The organism is Burkholderia sp. Ac-20353, assembly GCF_017104785.1.
Taxonomy (GTDB): domain Bacteria; phylum Pseudomonadota; class Gammaproteobacteria; order Burkholderiales; family Burkholderiaceae; genus Burkholderia.
In genome coordinates this window covers 59,321-75,290 of sequence record NZ_JAAGPL010000016.1, presented here as the reverse complement: position 1 = coordinate 75,290, position 15,970 = coordinate 59,321, and the positions used below count along the sequence as shown (strand labels likewise).

At 61.9% G+C, this 15,970-nt stretch carries 14 protein-coding genes, 7 pseudogenes and 1 riboswitch; of the genes and pseudogenes, 8 read left to right on the top strand and 13 right to left on the bottom strand.

The features are described 5' to 3' along the window. Positions 1-12: 12 nt before the first annotated feature. Positions 13-695: pseudogene (locus G3N94_RS08295) on the top strand (EamA family transporter). Between the two features lie 186 nt (positions 696-881). Next, positions 882-1,124 (top strand): annotated as a pseudogene (locus tag G3N94_RS08290) (DUF4158 domain-containing protein); the annotation flags it as partial. A gap of 216 nt (positions 1,125-1,340) precedes the next feature. Here G3N94_RS08290 and G3N94_RS08285 read toward each other — a convergent pair. Together G3N94_RS08285 and G3N94_RS08280 are read right to left on the bottom strand one after the other, a co-directional pair. Next, positions 1,341-1,697 (bottom strand): hypothetical protein, encoded by a 357-nt coding sequence (locus G3N94_RS08285; RefSeq protein ID WP_205791841.1) that lies wholly within the window; start codon positions 1,695-1,697, stop codon positions 1,341-1,343. Between the two features lie 343 nt (positions 1,698-2,040). Beyond that, positions 2,041-2,454 (bottom strand): cupredoxin domain-containing protein, encoded by a 414-nt coding sequence (locus G3N94_RS08280; RefSeq protein WP_205791893.1) that lies wholly within the window; start codon positions 2,452-2,454, stop codon positions 2,041-2,043. A gap of 342 nt (positions 2,455-2,796) precedes the next feature. Next, a riboswitch (yybP-ykoY riboswitch) is annotated at positions 2,797-2,979 on the top strand. Positions 2,980-3,028: 49 nt separating this feature from the next. Between G3N94_RS08280 and G3N94_RS08275 the strand changes: the two genes are divergently transcribed. Beyond that, positions 3,029-4,027, top strand: a complete 999-nt coding sequence (locus G3N94_RS08275) for a sodium:calcium antiporter (RefSeq protein ID WP_205791840.1) — start codon at positions 3,029-3,031, stop codon at positions 4,025-4,027. Between the two features lie 281 nt (positions 4,028-4,308). Here the strand turns inward: G3N94_RS08275 and G3N94_RS08270 are convergent. From G3N94_RS08270 to G3N94_RS08255, 4 genes and pseudogenes are all read right to left on the bottom strand, one after another. Continuing rightward, positions 4,309-4,976: pseudogene (locus tag G3N94_RS08270) on the bottom strand (tyrosine-type recombinase/integrase); the annotation flags it as partial. A gap of 455 nt (positions 4,977-5,431) precedes the next feature. Continuing rightward, complete coding sequence (locus G3N94_RS08265; protein WP_205791839.1) at positions 5,432-5,710, bottom strand: DUF4148 domain-containing protein; 279 nt, start codon at positions 5,708-5,710, stop codon at positions 5,432-5,434. A 59-nt stretch (positions 5,711-5,769) separates the two neighbouring features. Further along, positions 5,770-6,123, bottom strand: coding sequence for a DUF4148 domain-containing protein (locus G3N94_RS08260; protein ID WP_205791838.1), 354 nt, complete (start codon positions 6,121-6,123; stop codon positions 5,770-5,772). A gap of 211 nt (positions 6,124-6,334) precedes the next feature. Further along, complete coding sequence (locus tag G3N94_RS08255) at positions 6,335-7,198, bottom strand: hypothetical protein (RefSeq protein ID WP_241021688.1); 864 nt, start codon at positions 7,196-7,198, stop codon at positions 6,335-6,337. A 138-nt stretch (positions 7,199-7,336) separates the two neighbouring features. Between G3N94_RS08255 and G3N94_RS08250 the strand changes: the two genes are divergently transcribed. Together G3N94_RS08250 and G3N94_RS08245 are read left to right on the top strand one after the other, a co-directional pair. After that, positions 7,337-7,873 carry a sigma-70 family RNA polymerase sigma factor gene (locus G3N94_RS08250; protein ID WP_205791837.1) on the top strand — a complete coding sequence of 179 codons (537 nt, stop codon included), beginning with the start codon at positions 7,337-7,339 and terminating at the stop codon, positions 7,871-7,873. After that, a complete protein-coding gene (locus G3N94_RS08245) occupies positions 7,873-8,658 on the top strand; it encodes an anti-sigma factor (RefSeq protein WP_205791836.1) in 786 nt (261 codons plus the stop codon). Before G3N94_RS08250 ends, G3N94_RS08245 begins: the two co-directional genes overlap by 1 nt. Before the next feature lie 177 nt (positions 8,659-8,835). Here G3N94_RS08245 and G3N94_RS08240 read toward each other — a convergent pair whose 3' ends face one another. The 3 genes and pseudogenes from G3N94_RS08240 to G3N94_RS42285 all read right to left on the bottom strand — a co-directional run. Continuing rightward, positions 8,836-9,177 (bottom strand): cupredoxin family copper-binding protein, encoded by a 342-nt coding sequence (locus G3N94_RS08240; RefSeq protein ID WP_205791835.1) that lies wholly within the window; start codon positions 9,175-9,177, stop codon positions 8,836-8,838. Between the two features lie 17 nt (positions 9,178-9,194). After that, complete coding sequence (locus G3N94_RS08235; protein ID WP_205791833.1) at positions 9,195-10,139, bottom strand: metallophosphoesterase; 945 nt, start codon at positions 10,137-10,139, stop codon at positions 9,195-9,197. Between the two features lie 283 nt (positions 10,140-10,422). After that, positions 10,423-10,743 (bottom strand): annotated as a pseudogene (locus tag G3N94_RS42285) (alpha/beta hydrolase); the annotation flags it as partial. A gap of 361 nt (positions 10,744-11,104) precedes the next feature. Here G3N94_RS42285 and G3N94_RS08225 point away from each other — a divergent pair. The 3 genes and pseudogenes from G3N94_RS08225 to G3N94_RS08215 all read left to right on the top strand — a co-directional run. Then, positions 11,105-11,377, top strand: coding sequence for a DUF4148 domain-containing protein (locus tag G3N94_RS08225; RefSeq protein ID WP_205791830.1), 273 nt, complete (start codon positions 11,105-11,107; stop codon positions 11,375-11,377). 123 nt (positions 11,378-11,500) lie between these two features. After that, entirely contained in the window at positions 11,501-11,668 is a 168-nt protein-coding gene (locus G3N94_RS43170; protein WP_205791889.1) for a DUF4148 domain-containing protein, read from the top strand. A 339-nt stretch (positions 11,669-12,007) separates the two neighbouring features. Next, positions 12,008-12,794 (top strand): annotated as a pseudogene (locus G3N94_RS08215) (IS5 family transposase); the annotation flags it as partial. A gap of 58 nt (positions 12,795-12,852) precedes the next feature. Here G3N94_RS08215 and G3N94_RS08210 read toward each other — a convergent pair. The 4 genes and pseudogenes from G3N94_RS08210 to G3N94_RS43165 all read right to left on the bottom strand — a co-directional run. Further along, positions 12,853-13,392: a cytochrome b/b6 domain-containing protein gene (locus G3N94_RS08210; RefSeq protein ID WP_277398527.1), complete on the bottom strand. Its 540-nt coding sequence runs from the start codon at positions 13,390-13,392 to the stop codon at positions 12,853-12,855. A 250-nt stretch (positions 13,393-13,642) separates the two neighbouring features. Further along, entirely contained in the window at positions 13,643-15,340 is a 1,698-nt protein-coding gene (locus G3N94_RS08205; protein WP_205791828.1) for an adenylate/guanylate cyclase domain-containing protein, read from the bottom strand. Positions 15,341-15,724: 384 nt separating this feature from the next. After that, a pseudogene (locus G3N94_RS08200) lies at positions 15,725-15,856 on the bottom strand (IS3 family transposase); the annotation flags it as partial. 55 nt (positions 15,857-15,911) lie between these two features. Next, positions 15,912-15,967 (bottom strand): annotated as a pseudogene (locus G3N94_RS43165) (hypothetical protein); the annotation flags it as partial. Positions 15,968-15,970 lie beyond the last annotated feature (3 nt).

Sequence of the window (15,970 nt, the reverse complement as noted above, 5' to 3'; positions counted from 1 at the left end):
CGAATACTACTCATGCGTTATTACATCTACAAGTTAACTTTTAAGGGATGGCCGTGTGGTGCTGCTGCCGCCTTGTTCGGCGCCGCCACGCCTCTGGCCAAGGCGTTGCTCGGCTCGATGTCGCCATTCATGGTGGCCGGCCTGTTCTATCTCGGGAGTGGCGTTGGCCTAGGCCTCGGCATCTTCGTTCGCCGACTGCGGCAGCCGGCTGCGCAATCCGACGCAGGCCATCAACTGAAAAAGGCGGAAATTCCCTGGCTCGCCGGCGCGATCGCGGCAGGCGGCATCGCCGGGCCCGCGCTGCTGATGCTCGGTCTGTCGAGCACGCCAGCTGCCACGAGCGCACTGCTGCTCAATCTCGAGGGCGTGCTGACCGCCGTCATCGCGTGGATCGTCTTCCGTGAGAACGTCGATCTGCAGGTGTTCCTCGGGATGGTCGCGATCGTCGCCGGCGGTGTCCTGCTGTCGTGTTGATGGCACTGGGGATCTGGCTGCACATGCGGGAGCGGCACGTGCACGAGCATACGCATGAGCGGCTGGAGCACACGCATCGGCACCGGCACGACGAGCATCATCAGCATACCCACGACTTTCCGTACGAAGGCGACGAGCCGCACACACATCCGCACGTACACCTGCGCATCACGCATTCGCACGCGCATTTCCCGGATATCCATCATCGGCACCGGCATTAATTTTCTATCCTCGTCAGCCGTCGGTACCGCCGCCGGCGATCAGGTGCCTCGCGAGCATGATTTCCGCGGCTATTTCGCGGGTCGATACGCGACACCGCACCGAAATTGTCATATTCGGCTTGCGATCGTCCGCCGACAAATTTCTCGCTACGCTGCACAGTCCATTTTCGCGGGGGAGTGCGACCGATGGACCACTGGCGGCTACCGTACCTTGGCCTGCGGCACTTTCCGCATGAGCTGACCGAGTTCGAACTCAACACCTTCTTCACGTTCTCGGCCCGGGAGCGTGCACTGATCGACGGTCGCCGCTCGCACCTGTACCGCTTGGCCGTCGGCCTCCATCTCGGTTTCGTGCGGATGACCGGGTGTACGCTGGACGCCTACAAGCAGGTGCTCAAACGCCTTTGGCACCACCTGGGCGAACAACTCGGCAGCGTCGCGATGACGAGGACGGAGCCCCACGGCGTACCGTTGACCAACGTATGCGCATCGTCGGTCGCCGCCGTGTTGCACATGCAATTTGCGTCATGGGATCCGGGAACGACTGAGCATCAGCGCGCTTTGCTGCGGCGACGTGCTGGGAGCGTAGTCCACCGCTGCCTCGTGGTGCCCAGCGCGTCCCGGCGGGCAAATTGCGGGACACCTTCAAGGCTTCACGGTATGCCACATGCCGCTAATGCCATCGCCGTTCCGCTGGCCAGGCTGTTTGTCCTTTGCGAAGCGATACAGCGGGTGTCCCTTATAGGTCCACTGCTGTTTCCCGCCCACAGAAATGAGACCCCAGTCGCCAGTTGCCTTGTCATAGGGATCGGCGAGCGCTGCGGGCCAATTGGTCGCACAGCCGCCGGTGCAGGTACTCTTTCCGGGCGCAGTATCCTTATCAAACATGTAGAGCGTCATCCCATCGTCGTCGACCACCATGCCGTTTGAAATCTTCGGTGGCTCAGCAAAGGTGGCAACAGGCACGGCGCATGCAATCGCGCACAGCAAGATCCTGATCATGGTTTCCGTCCTTGTAGAGATTACAGAGGCAGCGATGCGCGAACGCGATAGCCGTCCGAATCCACAATGCCTCGGGAATCGCGGTCTCGGGCACGACGACGCGCAGCGTCGCCGGTGGCCCGCGCCTTGCGTTACGGCAACCAGTAAACGATCCGGTGGCGTGTTTTATTCCGCGCAGATGACGTGCACGCGTCAACTTGCACGGCATATGCGGCCGTCCGGAGTGTCCGCTTGGGTACACAACGTAGCGGGTACCGGACGGTCGCCTGATGCCGATCGTCTGAAGCAGACGCGTTCCTGTGTTGATCATGGGTCGATCGGAGCCGCCAGGCGATATCGGTAATCATGGCGCAACGACAAGCGCCACATGCATGCCCGCTTCATAGTGGCCCGGCTTGTTGCAGATCAGCGCATAGCGGCCGGGCGCGAGCTTGAACGACACGCGCTTGCTCTTGCCCGGCGCGACGTCTTCGACTTCCCCGATTTTTCTCAGCTTGTGCTCCAGCACCTGTCCTTTGCTGACAGGGAGTGCGTCGTCAGGGAGATCCGTCTTGAGCACGACAAGTTCGTGTTCCATATTGTTGTCGGCAGCATTTTTGACATCAAGTGTGACGCGCCCCGCCTTCACGCTGTGCTTCTCGAGCTGGATCGAGTTCGATAGCAATGTCGCATTGACAGTTTGCTGCGCCCAGCTTGGGTGTGGTGACATGCCCAGCGCGGTCACACCGGCGACGACGATTCCGTAAGTGGCATACATGGCTGCCTCCATTTGCATCGAAGCATCGCGCCTGCCGAGAGAGTCGAGCGATTGCCGTTCGCGATTTGTCGCGCACGCAAACGCCCCTGCCTGTGCGACGGCATGATCATTTTCCATGGCGCGCGATACGTGCTGTAAACGTACGCATTTGGAGGCTTATTCCTGGAGTCCGACGCCGTGTGTATTTGCGCACGGAAGCGCATCGAATCGATGCGGGCAGACCCGGTACCGGATCTGCGAATGCTGACGCCGTCCGCGACGGATGTGCCCGCACACGCTTGCGTGGCGATCTACCTTTGTCACCGCGATGACATCCTATCGGCGCGATAGCGCGTTATAATCGAAGCCGTCTTAGGGGAGTAGTCTGCTTTGCCATCCTCGGCAGAGCGCCGCCGTCAACATAATTGGCATCCCATGCCATGGCGTCGGCAGCCTTTCCACGGCCTGACGAGACCTTTGACGTTTCCCTTCCACCCGAGCCGGGCGAAGGGCGACGTCATTGGTTCATTGGCCCGGCTCGTGGAGAACGACAAGTGCTGCTCGCACCCCACATCATCATTCCGGGGCGACCGTCATGATCCTGACCTTCGCTCTGCTCGTCGCCGCTGCCGGCATCATCTATTTCTCGTGCGAAACGTTCGTCAATGGCGTCGAATGGCTCGGCCAGAAGCTCAATCTGACGCAGACAGCGACCGGCACCATTCTGGCCGCGTTCGGCACGGCACTTCCTGAAAGCGTCGTTACGCTGGTGGCCGTTGCATTCGGCAGTTCGCCGGCCCAGAAGGAAATCGGCGTCGGTGCTGCAATCGGCGGACCGCTCGCGCTAAGCACGGTCGCTTATGCGGTCGTCGGCGTCGCGTTGCTGGCCACCGCACATCGCGTCGGCAAAGTGCGGGGCGGCGCGATCGACGCCAACACGAAACGCCTTCGTCGCGACCAACTCTGGTTTCTTTCAATCTTTGTCGTCAAGATCGGGCTCGGCCTCGTCCTGTTCAGCTTCAAGCCCGTGCTCGGTCTGGCGTTTCTCGCGGCCTACGCGGTGTATTGCTGGAAGGAGTTGAGCGCTTCAGGCGACGGCGACGAACACGGAGACCTCGAACCGCTGAAACTGCGCCCGCGCGATGCGAATCCGGCCATGTTCTGGGTCACCTTGCAGGTGATCGGCGCGGTCGTGGTGATCTTCGCCGCGTCTCATCTGTTCGTCCGCCAGATCGAAGCCGTCGGCCCGTGGCTCGGCCTGAGCCCGCAGCTCACCGCCTTGCTGTTCAGCCCGATCGCAACTGAGTTGCCCGAAATCATGAACGCGGTGATCTGGGTGCGACAAGGCAAGGAGCGGCTGGCCCTGGCCAACATCAGCGGCGCGATGATGATCCAGGCGACGATCCCCACGGCGTTCGGCCTGTTCTTCACCCCGTGGCATCTGGCGACGCCGTCCATTCTTGCCGCGTGCATCACGGCACTGGCCATCATCTTTCTGCAGTGGTCGTTCCGCGCAACGCGGGTGCGCAGCCGGCAGCTCACGCATGTCGGGTGGCTCTATGCAGTCTTTGCCGCACTGCTATTCGTAATCTGACGAAATAGGCGGCGGCATCGAATCCTGACGACCGATGCCGCCGCACTATCGTTGCCGCGCGATCGCGCCCGGCCGTCAGAGCGAGCGGGCGCGTCCTTCGACCCAACGCGCCAGCATTGGCTTGTGACGCCGGCCATTTCCGCTCGAAGCTTTCGCCTTGCAGTGATCTGATAGATACCCCTCCTCCCTATATGGTGGGCGAACAAGGTAAGCGTAAATTCCTATCATAAGCCGCGAAGTTATGAAAATTCGCGGCTTATGCGGAGGTCGGTATAAACGGCCTACCGCTTGAAGTCCCGTGCGGCAAACGCCTGGTCGAACTGCCGCGCTCGCTGCACTTCGTCGCTGTGCAGATAGGTCGACGTTGTCGAGATCGACGCATGGCGCAGATTGTCGCGCACCATGATCAGCTCGGCGCCCCGCGCCAGCGCGTGCGAGGCGTGCGTGTGCCGCATCCAGTGCGGACTCGCGCGGCGCAGCTTCTCGGCCGTCGCGGGCCGCTGGTCCTCGAGCGCGTCGGCAACGCAACCTTACCGCGCTTGCCGCCCTTGCCGAGCACGTGCCGCCAGTGATCGCCGTGCTCATCCCGACGGATATCGGCGAGCGTCGCGCCGACAAGTTCACCGGCGCGCAGGCCCGTCGCATAGCCAAAGTCCAGCAGAAACCGCACGCGCTGGGCGGCCGGCACGCTCCAGCCGTAGGACCATTCGAGGCCGTCGGCAAGTGTGCGGATCAGCAGCCACTCGCCCTCGGAGAAACCGCGCGACACGTCCAATCCGGAGCGCGGCGCGTGGCCCTTGACCTTGACGCCGGCGAACGGATTCGCCAGCACGTAGCGCTGCTCGACCAGCCAGCGAAATAGCGCCGACAGGACATTCAGTGCGTACGCCGCTGATCGGGGCGAGAGCGCGCCGATGAACGGTCGCCATTCGACACTGTGTCGTGGCCGCTTGTTTATCAGTCTATCCCGCTTCTCGCACCGTACGACTTGCTCTAGCGGCCCCGGTCTTACCTCCGGTCGACCCGTGGGGCGCATCCGCCAGGTGGCGGCAGACGACCCACTTGGGCCGTTCGAACGCGTGAGAGGCGAACGGCAGTTGGCGAAGCAAAGCAGCCTTCGAATGCCACAGTTAGTGGCAACATCAGCCCCACAGGCTCAAACTCGCCGGTGCCCGCTGCGACGCTCGCGCCGTTCTTCGGCGCGCATCTGTAAGCACATGTGTCGCTCCGATCGGTTCGGCGCCTGCCTTGGCGTGACGAGTCGCGTGGAAACGAGCGGGGCACCACGCGACGCACGTTGTTCGGTCTGTGTGTCGATACAGTGGCACGGACGGCCATCTTGGCGCGTCCGTGCCACATTCGTCGCGTGATGCGGCGTCTCCTCCGTCGCGGCGACACACACCCTCACTTGACAGTCGGTTCGGGCAGGCCGGGCCGCGGCGCACGCGCGACGGTGGCGGGCGTCGATTGATTGGCTTGCTGCGCGGCGACCTTGGCTTCCGCTGCCTGAATGTCGTCGGGATACGTACCCTGATCGCCGGCGGAGGGGTTGTAGCCGGCCGCTTCCAGCCGATAGAGTTCCGCCAGTACTTGTGCGTGAGTCAGTGGCGTGGAAGTCTGCGCAATTGCGGTCTGGCCGGAAAACACGGCTGCACAAACCAGAAGTGCGATGTGATATTTCATGATGATGCTCCCGGAAGGACAGGGCGAACGGAAAGTGAAACGAGAAAGACGCGATCACGTCAGCTACCGAAATACGTCGAGCAGAAGCTGACGGGGCCGACACATGTGGCGGGCGCGCCCGTCGACGGTGCGATCGCACGCTTACCTGCATCGGCCGACGCAGCGGCGTCGCGGCCCATTCCGGCGGATTCTGTGGATTCGGCGTGATCCCTCATCTGGTCGGCCTGCTGCCTGAAGAGCGGGCTCACGTCGGGATACGAAGTGTCGGTCACGAAGCGCAAGCCTTGGCTTTCGGCCTCGATCAATTCCTGACGTACTTCGGCGCGTGTCCTTTCTTGTGCCGATGCATGCACAGCAAAGCCGGCAAGACTGAAAGCCGCAACGGAAACGCCGATCATCAGGTGCTTGTTCATGTCGATCTCCTTGACAGAAATGATGAGTGCTACACCTGCTGAACTCCGCATCGCGCATGTTTATTCCGTTTGTGTGAACGCGATGAAGAATCAAAAAACACGAGCGCGAACGGTCGCAACGTCACGCGCGAATCGTCGAACGCGTGCGTTGATTGCCGTGATAGACGGGATGTCTGCGAGGCGATACCGGCGTGCTTCGTGCGGGCGAGCTTCAGCCAGCCGGCCGATGAGTCGCGCGTCTTGCTTCCAGCACGTTTCTCGTGTGGCCGACGGCGATTGAGAGAATGACGAGACCCACATAGCCGAGGTTGAGCCCGTGCCGCCATGACTCAAGCGACTGCCGATGCAGGGCTAGCGCGGGATCGAGCGCGGGCAGCGCGCCGAACATGTGCTTCTCGACGTACAGCATCTTCAGGAACCCCGCGGCGGAAAGCATCGGGACGGCGATCCAGATCGCGACGAGCACGGATTTCGCGCGTTGCGCGACCGGGTATTGCCTGAGCCGGAACCACAAGCCGAGGCCGCCGTGCACCCAGCCGGGCGCCAGCAACGCGATCTGCAAACCCTGCGTACCGGCGGTCAGCAGCGAGACGACCACGCGGTCGTAGTTGGGATCAAACGCATAGAGCGATGCCGCCAGCCTCGTCGCGACGGCATGGCGAATCAGCAGGAGCGGGAGGCTCAAGCCAGCGAACAGCCGCACCCATTCGATCGGCGTCATCGCCCACGAGCGTCGCAGATAGAGCGAGCGCAACGCGAGCCAGAAGTGCGTCGCGGCCGACCCGTACAGCGCGGCGGTGCCGGGCGGACTGTACAGCACCCATTTGATGGCTGATAGGTAAACACCGGCCGCATGCAGCGACCATAGAGCGATGGCGTGATTGAAAAGATGGGCCGCGAGGTAGGTCAACATCACGATGCCGGAACTGAATTGCAGGCGGCGAAGCATGGGCACGCTCCTTGAGGATTCAGTGTGTTTACCGGCGCCGCGCGAATTTATTCCACTCGTTTTCATGATATTGCCGTCCCGTCCGGCCGCTACGGAATCCGTATGTCGGCACAACTTCCGAAGCATCGACCGGCATTGCCGCGGCACCTGAAGCCGGTCGCACATTTCGCACGCAATTCCCGCACGGACGGGAATAGAAATCGTGCGTCGACGGTTACCTCATATGCAGGTGCGGTTTCGATCAAGCGACGATCCAGGTTCAGCATGAACGAGCAAACGACGGCCAGGCGTTTCGAGGTACTGATGGTTCCCCACATGCGTTCCGCATACAACCTTGCCCGCTGGCTCGCCCGTAACGACCAGGACGCGCAGGACATCGTGCAAGAGGCGTACATCAGGGCGTTTCGCTTCATCGACCGGTTCGACGGCGATGATGCGCGCGCGTGGCTGCTGTGCATCGTGCGCAACACGTTCTACACGTTGTATCGGCAGCACAAGCGGCTCGCGGCGGAATCGCTGTCGTGCGACGACGATGCGTATGCGCCGGAACTGAGCGACGAGGGCCTGTTCAGCCCCGAGACGCTGATGATGCGCGACCAGGATCGCGAGCATGTCGTCAGCGCGCTCGACAGCCTGAGCGTCGAACACCGGGAGGTCATCGTGCTGAGGGAGCTCGAGGAACTCTCGTACAAGGAAATCGCGAGCATCGTCGGCGTGCCGATCGGGACGGTGATGTCCCGTCTCGGACGCGGGCGCCGACAGCTCGCCGCGATACTCGTGCATGCGGGTCAGGAGGCGTGATGGATCATCGGGAAGCGCACGACATGCTGGCAGGCTATCTCGACAACGAGCTTAGTCTCTCCGAGAGCCTCGCGTTCGAGCGGCATCTGGCGGCGTGCGACGCATGCCGGCTGATGCTTCAGGCGCAGCAGCGCGTGAGCGTGCTGCTGAAATCGTCGGACCTGCGCTTCGTCGCGCCCGACACGCTGCACGCGCGGATCAGGTTCGGCATCGGGCTGCGCAGGACGTTACTCCAGCGTGCCGCGGAATGGCTGACGGCGCGCAAGCCGCGCGGCGCGTCGCTCTGGGCGCCGGCCGGCGCGGTGGTCGTGAGCACGGTTGCGCTCGCGTGGAGCGGCGCGCTGTACCTGTCGATCCCGTCGACCGATGTACGGCTCGGTACCGAACTCGTTGACAGCCACGTGCGCTCGCTCCAGGTCAATCATCTCGTGGATGTCGTTTCGACCGATCGGCACACGGTCAAGCCGTGGTTCGACGGCAAGCTAGACTATGCGCCACCTGTGCTGGATCTGGCACGGGTCGGCTATCCGCTCATCGGCGGACGGCTCGACTATCTGGACGGACGGGCCGTCGCGGTGATGGTCTATCGCTACAAGCTGCATCCGATTAACCTCTACGTTTGGCCCGGCGCTGATGCGGGCGAGGCGCCTCGCGTGTACGAGCGGCTGGGTTACCACCTCGCGCACTGGAGCGACGGGCGCATGAACTACTGGGCCGTGACGGATGCGGGTGCCGGCGCGCTCGATGGGTTCGTCATGAACCTGCGCGCCGGTGCCGGCTCCTGACGTGGTTGCGTTTCGGCGAAACGAGCAAGAATCCGTTGATGGCGAATCAGGCGGGCACGCGATCGAATCGATAGCCAAACCCGCGGCGGGTGCGAAAAACCGGGCGCCAGATGTGCAATCGGGCGACGCTTCGCACTTGCGCAGAGCGTCGCCCGACACGAACCTCCTCGATTCACGTCATTCGACGGTGATCGTCTCCTTCATGTAAGGATGAATTCCGCAAAGGACCTTGTAGACCCCCGGCTTGTCGAACTTGTAGGAGAACGTGTCGTTCTGGTCCAGCGCGCTCGAATGAAAGACGCCCGCATCGTTGACGACGGTGTGCGGTTCCCCGTCGAGGTTCTTCCACGTGATTGTTTGTCCGACCTTGATCGTAGTGGACATCGGCATGAACATGAAATTCTTGATCGTAACAAGCGAGTTGCCTGGGCCTTGCGCGAACGCGGTGACGCTTGCCCCGGACGCAGCGAGGCAAAACAGCATGCCGGCGATCAATTTTGAAGACGAGATCATTTTCATAACTGGCTCCTCTTGGGTTATACGATGGTCGTTTCGTGCAGGGCCGAGGACATGGGATGTCCGGCGAACTCGACGGTGGTCACGCCCAGCATCTTGGGCAACTGGTCGCGGGCAACCGTTAGCGGCACCGGGCCGGGGCCGTTGCCGGCCGTCGGTTGCGGGAACGCGGTGGAGCGAGCGGTATGGAACGTGATGTTGCCCTCGACCTTGGACACGATCTGGTGGATATGGCCGTTCAGCACGGTGACCGAGCCGAAGCGCTTCAGATATTCCATCGCCTGCGGTGCGTCGCCGGTGCCCCAGCCCCAGGGCTCGTAGATCGTCCACATCGGCATGTGCGAGAAGACCACGACAGGCGTGCTTGCCGACTTGCCCTTAAGATCCTTCTCCAGCCACGCGAGCTGATCCTCGCCGAAGCTGCCGAGCCCGTTCGGCTTGAAGTGCATCACGTTGACGAGGCTGACGAAATGGACGCCTTCATGGTCGAAGCTGTAATAGCCGCGATTGCTCGACGCCTTGCCGAACCGGCTGAAATACTCGGCGCCCGAGCCGTCTGTGACATCGTGCTCGCCAGGGACAGTGTGAAGTTCCGGCACGTTCAAGCCAGACAGGAGCTGCGACGCGAGGTCGAACTCGGCCGGCTTGGACAGATGCGTGATGTCGCCGGTGTGAATGGCGAGCGCCGGCTTCGCGGGCATGTCGTTGACGAGATCGATGGTCTGTTTGAGCGTGCTCGCGACATCGGGATTCGCTTCCTTGTTGAACCCGATATGCGTATCGCTGATCTGCAGGAACAGCGGTTTGCCCATGTCCGTGGGCTTCGCGTTGGTTTCCTGTGCGAATGTGAGGTCGATCGGAATGAGCACGCCGCCCGACAGCGTGAACAGCGTCCCGAGCCCGCCATAGGCCATGCACTTCAAGGCTCTCCGGCGTGACGGATTGGATGGGTTCTGAGTCGACATTGTGTCCTCGCAAGCGAGAGAGGGATCTGGACGGCCGGATCGCCCAGTAATAAGCCGGCGCCTTCACGACGGTTTACTGGTCGGGCCGGAGATTTATTCCCGGTTTGTTTGCCGCAGACACGCGTTCGGTACGCGAGTCGTCAGATCGTTACATCCGCGTGCTGTCGACGAGGTTCAGCGGTCGTTGCGTCACGCGATCGTCATGTGGCTTGCGTGTGTAGCACGTCGACTTCGGCGACGTGCGGCGCGCCGGTTCGGTGGTTCGAGGATGGTCGGCCCGCACTCAGAGCCGCTCGACGTCGGCGATCGCGTCCGCAATGCCTTCGGCGCATCCTGCAGTAGGTTGCGGCCGATCTCGCCCGTGATGTTGCGATGCGCATACTTCCCGGTGAACTTCTTCGCGTACGCGGCCGGCATCCGGATGCGGCGCGCCGTCGGCATTGACCTCGCGCGTGATCGTCGGGACATCTATCGCCGCCGCAGCCGCGAGGCGCTGCTCCAGCACATCGAACTTCGCTTCGCTGCGCACGAGACCGAGGCGCCAGCGATAGCTGTCTATGGTGATCGCGACGTGGTCGACGCTCTGCCGCGACTGCGCGGAGCGCTCGACCTTTATCTCAAGGTGACCCAGGTCGAGCGGAAAGGCCAGATACCCCTCGCTCTGGCGGGCATCGCTTCCGCAGAGGGTGCGCGCTGACGGGGCGGCGACACTGGACGTCGCGAACGAGGTGCCGATGGGGGAATACCGAGGTCCGGACCGACCTATTCCCACTTGTTTGCGGTGAAGGCAAGCGTGAGTAGGTGGGAATAAGACACCGGCTCTGCAGGTTTAACAGGTACACGTCCAGCTGATTCATAGGCGTCAGGCACCTGCGATTGGCGTGGCGTGGCGGTCCCGCGCGGAACGACCCGATCACGACGGGCAGGACGTTGCGGGGTCCCCGGTAGACCAAGCGGAGATTTTCATGAAACACCTTACGTGGATCGCGTTTGCCGCCCTGGCGGTTGGCGTGTCGCACCTCAACGCAGCAGAGCAGAGCGTTGCACCGGGCGCGTCGGGCAACGACGCGACGATCATGTCGCAAGCGGGCTTGCCATCAGCGCCGCAATCGGTGGTGACGACAAGTCGTGTCGCGCCGGTCGGAAAAACACGCGCAGAGGTCCGTCAGGAATTGATACAGGCGGAGAAGGACGGCTCGTTGGAGCGCTTAAACTCGCTTGTGTATACGGGGAGGTGATGCAGGAACGCATTGGAAGGGGGCGAGTGGTCGCCCCCGAATCTTCCTCGCCATCCCTCATAGAAGTAATCAGGAATACATATTATAAACCGTATTACGCGTTGCCTCGCCACGATCACGTGACTGGCTGCCGGTGCAGGTACCGGCGTATTCGCCGCGCCTACCTTGACACTGCAACAGTGCAGCGATTATCCGTTCGTGAGGACGCAGGGACCGGTCACGCACCGGCAACTCATCAACGAACTGAGGGAATTGGAAGCGGTTGGCTATGACCCATCAGCTGGATTTTAATCGCCCGTGTTTCGCGAGCCGAATCTCGGACAAACACTAGGTCCCGGCAATATCGGTGTCGGGAAACGGCCCGTCAATCAACATCGGCGGGCGGTTGGCGACAGTCAACTGCTGGCCGGACTCTGCTGGATGCACTAAATGGAGGTTTGCTGTCTGCGAACACGATACATCGGGCAGGAACCAACCGGTTGCTGCCCTTCAGCCTGTTGCTCCGACCGTCAGCAAGCTGTTCTGGAGCAGCCGCTTGGCTTAAAAACGATTTCAAAAAGACTTCGTCGGGGCTGCTAGCCCGCAACGCAACTTGCTAACCTCGATCGACGTAACAACAGGATCGAGGAGATGGGCAAGCCAATCTTCGACGACAAACTGTTGGCGCTGATCGATCCGTTACTGTTGCCATCCAAGCCGCGGCGCGAGAAGAACCCGGGCCCCTTGCCTGTTTCGAATCGCGCCGCGCTGACCGGCATCTTGTTCGTTCTCACGACCGGACTGCGGTGGCTCGACCTGCCTGCCGAGATGGGGGCAGCTCGGGCGTGACGTGTTGGCGACGGCCACGCGACTGGCAGGCCGCCGGCGTGTGGGACCGCTTGCACGAGCTGCTATTCGCGAAGCTGCGAATAGCAGGCCAGATCGGCTTCTCGCGAACGGCCGTCGAGTCATCATCGATCCGCGCCATTGGGGCGGGCCAACAACTGGGCCAAATCCTACTGATCGTGCGCGCCCCGATTCCAAGCACCACATCGTCACCGACGCCAACGGCCTCCCGCTCGCCGCGATCCTGACCAGAGCGAACGTCAACGACGTCACGCAATTGCTGCCGCTGATCGACGCGATTCCGCCGGTTCGCTGATTGCGCGATCACCCAATACAGAGACCGCGTGTGGTCTACGCCGATCGCGGTTACGACTCCGAGCGACATCGACGAGCGTTGCGCAGTCGCGGTATCGAGCCGGTGAACGTCAAGCGCCGTACCGAGCACGACAGCGGCCTGGGAAATTATCGCTGGGTCGTTGAACGCACGCATGCCTGACTGCATCACCTCCGTCGGCTCCGTATTCGTTTCGAGCGCCGTGCTGACAGTCACGGCGCGTTCCTCAAACTCGGTTGCTGCCTGATTTGCTGGAATACCCTTGGCGCGCCGCGCAGTCTTTATGAAACCGTCTCTAACGGTTGCCTCGTGCCGCTCAGATCCCCATCCGCTCGGCCACGCCGTCGCGATTGACGAACTTGTGCCTCAGTGCGGCGACGACGTGCCCAACTAGCAGCAATCCAAGCGTAAGCACTAGCGCGCGGTGCAGGGTGTCGGTCAGCAGCCGCAACGGCTCGTCGCGGCCAATGAACACCGGTAGCTCCGTGAGGCCAAAGAAGCTTACCGGGTGTGCGCCCGCAAGACGATGCACGTAACCGGTCAGTGGCACCAGGAACAGTAGCAAGTACAGCACGCCATGCAGCGCGCCCGCGATTTGCGCCTGCCACTTTGGAACGCTGTCCGGCAGCGCCGCTGGCGTGTGCGTCGCACGCCACACGAGGCGTGGCACAGTTAGCATGAAGATCAGGCTGCCGATCGAGGCGTGATAGAACAGGATGCCGTTGAAGCTCGGTGAGTTGTGAGGAAACCTATCCATGTAGATTCCGATCGACAGGTTTACAAGGATCAGGATCGCCACTGACCAATGCATGACGATCGCGAATCGTGTGTAGGTGGTATGACTAGGCTGTGGCATGATCAATCTAGCTTTTCAGAATGTGGACGTTGGCCGCCCGCCCGTTCGATGCGATGAATGGTTTGGCGACAGCCTTGATACTGGCGCGCCCCCGAATTTATTCCCGATGCTCGCATCGCCGGTGCGCAGATTGTCGATCGTTTACGCGCTGGCAATGAATGGCTCACGTTCCGCAGCCAATCAGGGGCCATCGACTAGGGTATGTCAAGCAACACGACGTGGGGTCGTGAACGTGGCCCGGAGGGCGTGGTCAGGTCCGGGGCATCTGGGCTGCCTTGGACAGTACGCGCACGGGCTCCAGGTCATCGCGGCCTCGCACGCGTGCGGCAAGCCGTGGCAGGGCTGCGGCTGAAACGCCGGCAAGCTGGAAGACCTGTTCTGAGACGATCGCCTCGCAACCGATCTCCTTTGTCAACTGTTCAAGTCTCGAGGCCACGTTCAATGGGTCACCAATTGCAGTGAATGTGACATGCTCGCGAAAACCAATCTCACCCATTACCGCCCGGCCACAATGCAATCCGATACCAAACCGGATTTTCGCTTTCAGATGCTGCTCGAGTGCAGCGTTGAGTTCGTCAATATTTGCTGCCACCAGCGGCACCGCGCCGAGCGCCTGACGACAGGCGGTGGACGGCTCGCTGTTTAAGCCAAATATCGCGAGCACGGCGTCCCCCATGAACTGGTTTGGCAGGCCGCCCGCTTCGACGACCGCAGCGCTGACCGCACTCAGGAAGCGACTCACCACGAACAGGCTGTCGAACGGGAGTTGTGCCGCCGCAATCCTTGTGGAATCCCGCATATCCACGAACATGAACGCAGCGAACCGCTCTTGTGGGATGACGTCCCGCTGGCTCCGCTGCAAGAAGGCCGTTGATGCCGCCGGTGGCACGAGCGGCCACACGGAGAGATCATGGGTCGGCCGCAACTGGCAGGCAAGGCGCACGGTCTGCGAATCGACTCCCAGCCGCTCTAGAACGCGTCGCTCCGCCTCGGCAGGCGCAGGCAGCGGCATATCGCTGAGCACACGTACCCGGCACAAGGTGCATCGGGCCCGGCCACCACAGCTGCTGGCGTGGGGAATGCCCGCGATGCGGCTAACCTCCAGCACCGAAAATCCGAGCGGTGCGATGACCTTTCGCCCGTCTGGATACCGAACGCAGAGCCGACCGACCCAGCGTTCCCGCGCCGTGCGCACCAGTCGTGCGGCGAGCACCAGCAGCACCGCACCACCATCGAAGAGCAAAAAGTCGTTACGCAGCTTTGCGAGCCAAAGATTTTGCGATCCCGTTCCGATGATCGTCGGCCGAGTCGCCGCGGCGCGCCAGGCTGGATCTTGCGCGAGCGCAATCACTTCGCGTCCGCCTTGCAAGAAGCCTAGCAACGCGAGCACGGGGAGCAGGACGGCAGCACTCAGCAGTACACTCCGCCACGCCGCGAACCAGGGTTTCAATCGTAGCCAGAACCAGATGCCGTAACACCCGTGCAGCCAGGCGACCACCAACAGTATCAGCTGAATACGACTGAAGAACGGTGAATCGATCCAGAACGAGTACAGCAATTGCGCGTAACCCTTGTTCAGGCCGAATTCAGCAAAGGCGACTCGTGTGTTCACAACATGGTTGGCGAGCAGCGGCGGTATGCACAAGCCGAGAACGAGTTGCGCGACCTCACCCGGCGTCCAGTGCAATGAACGCCGTTCGTACAGAGCCCACAGGCCCAGGAAGAAATGCGTCACCAGCGCGCTGTATAGCACGACCGTTCCAAGCCATCCCTGCCAGATGAACTTCTGCACGAGCAGATCACGCTCCAGCCATGCGAGCGAGATATTCCCCAGCGAGTGATTCAGGAGGTGCGTGCCCACGTAGGTGAACAGTACCAGTCCGGAGGTCAAGCGGACCGACCGCACACCAGCCGGGCGCAACCGTTGAAGAAAGGGAAAGTTCGACATGCTCTACTCCCCACGCATCTCGATGCACAAGATTTTGCCCATCTGGCGCTCATACTACTGAAACGCACGCTTTCCGTTCCGCAATGCAGGCCGCAGCGTGAGTGCCTAGCAGTGCACGGCTGAATGGTCGGTCGCGACGCTGCGACCGACCGCTAGCTCAAGGTGACTCGGCTGAACGGAAAGGCCAAATACCAGTCACACAGTCTGCCGTCACTTCCGTAGATGATGCGCGGTTGATTCCAGCACATCGCGTGCCGCTGTCACAGCGTCACCGCCTGCGCGCGCAAAGTATCTGGTCAGCGACACCGGACATCGCGAATGAGGTCCCGATGGGGGAATACCGAGGCTATGACTGGACTTGCCCCCGCATGACCGGACACGCCGTCACGCATGGGTTGGAGAATTTCCTTGCCGGCGAAACTCGCGTGGCGAACGGTACTTCAGGGCACTGTGCGGATGCGAATCGTTGTAGTGGTGGAACGCGGTTGCCACCCTGGCAGTTGGCGCGTCGCACCTCAGCTCGCGCGCGGCGAGGTACAGCCGGTTCTTGCGGCTTTCGGAGCCGAGCCGACGCAGCAGCAGCGGCGACGAAATCGTGCCCGCCTGAATCGACAGCGCGACTTGCATCAA

Coding starts and splice junctions, on each gene's coding strand:
- G3N94_RS08285 (WP_205791841.1), bottom strand. CDS start 1,697: ATGATCAGGATCTTGCTGTGCGCGATTGCATGCGCCGTGCCTGTTGCC.
- G3N94_RS08280 (WP_205791893.1), bottom strand. CDS start 2,454: ATGTATGCCACTTACGGAATCGTCGTCGCCGGTGTGACCGCGCTGGGC.
- G3N94_RS08275 (WP_205791840.1), top strand. CDS start 3,029: ATGATCCTGACCTTCGCTCTGCTCGTCGCCGCTGCCGGCATCATCTAT.
- G3N94_RS08265 (WP_205791839.1), bottom strand. CDS start 5,710: ATGAAATATCACATCGCACTTCTGGTTTGTGCAGCCGTGTTTTCCGGC.
- G3N94_RS08260 (WP_205791838.1), bottom strand. CDS start 6,123: ATGAACAAGCACCTGATGATCGGCGTTTCCGTTGCGGCTTTCAGTCTT.
- G3N94_RS08255 (WP_241021688.1), bottom strand. CDS start 7,198: ATGCTTCGGAAGTTGTGCCGACATACGGATTCCGTAGCGGCCGGACGG.
- G3N94_RS08250 (WP_205791837.1), top strand. CDS start 7,337: ATGAACGAGCAAACGACGGCCAGGCGTTTCGAGGTACTGATGGTTCCC.
- G3N94_RS08245 (WP_205791836.1), top strand. CDS start 7,873: ATGGATCATCGGGAAGCGCACGACATGCTGGCAGGCTATCTCGACAAC.
- G3N94_RS08240 (WP_205791835.1), bottom strand. CDS start 9,177: ATGAAAATGATCTCGTCTTCAAAATTGATCGCCGGCATGCTGTTTTGC.
- G3N94_RS08235 (WP_205791833.1), bottom strand. CDS start 10,139: ATGTCGACTCAGAACCCATCCAATCCGTCACGCCGGAGAGCCTTGAAG.
- G3N94_RS08225 (WP_205791830.1), top strand. CDS start 11,105: ATGAAACACCTTACGTGGATCGCGTTTGCCGCCCTGGCGGTTGGCGTG.
- G3N94_RS08210 (WP_277398527.1), bottom strand. CDS start 13,392: ATGCCACAGCCTAGTCATACCACCTACACACGATTCGCGATCGTCATG.
- G3N94_RS08205 (WP_205791828.1), bottom strand. CDS start 15,340: ATGTCGAACTTTCCCTTTCTTCAACGGTTGCGCCCGGCTGGTGTGCGG.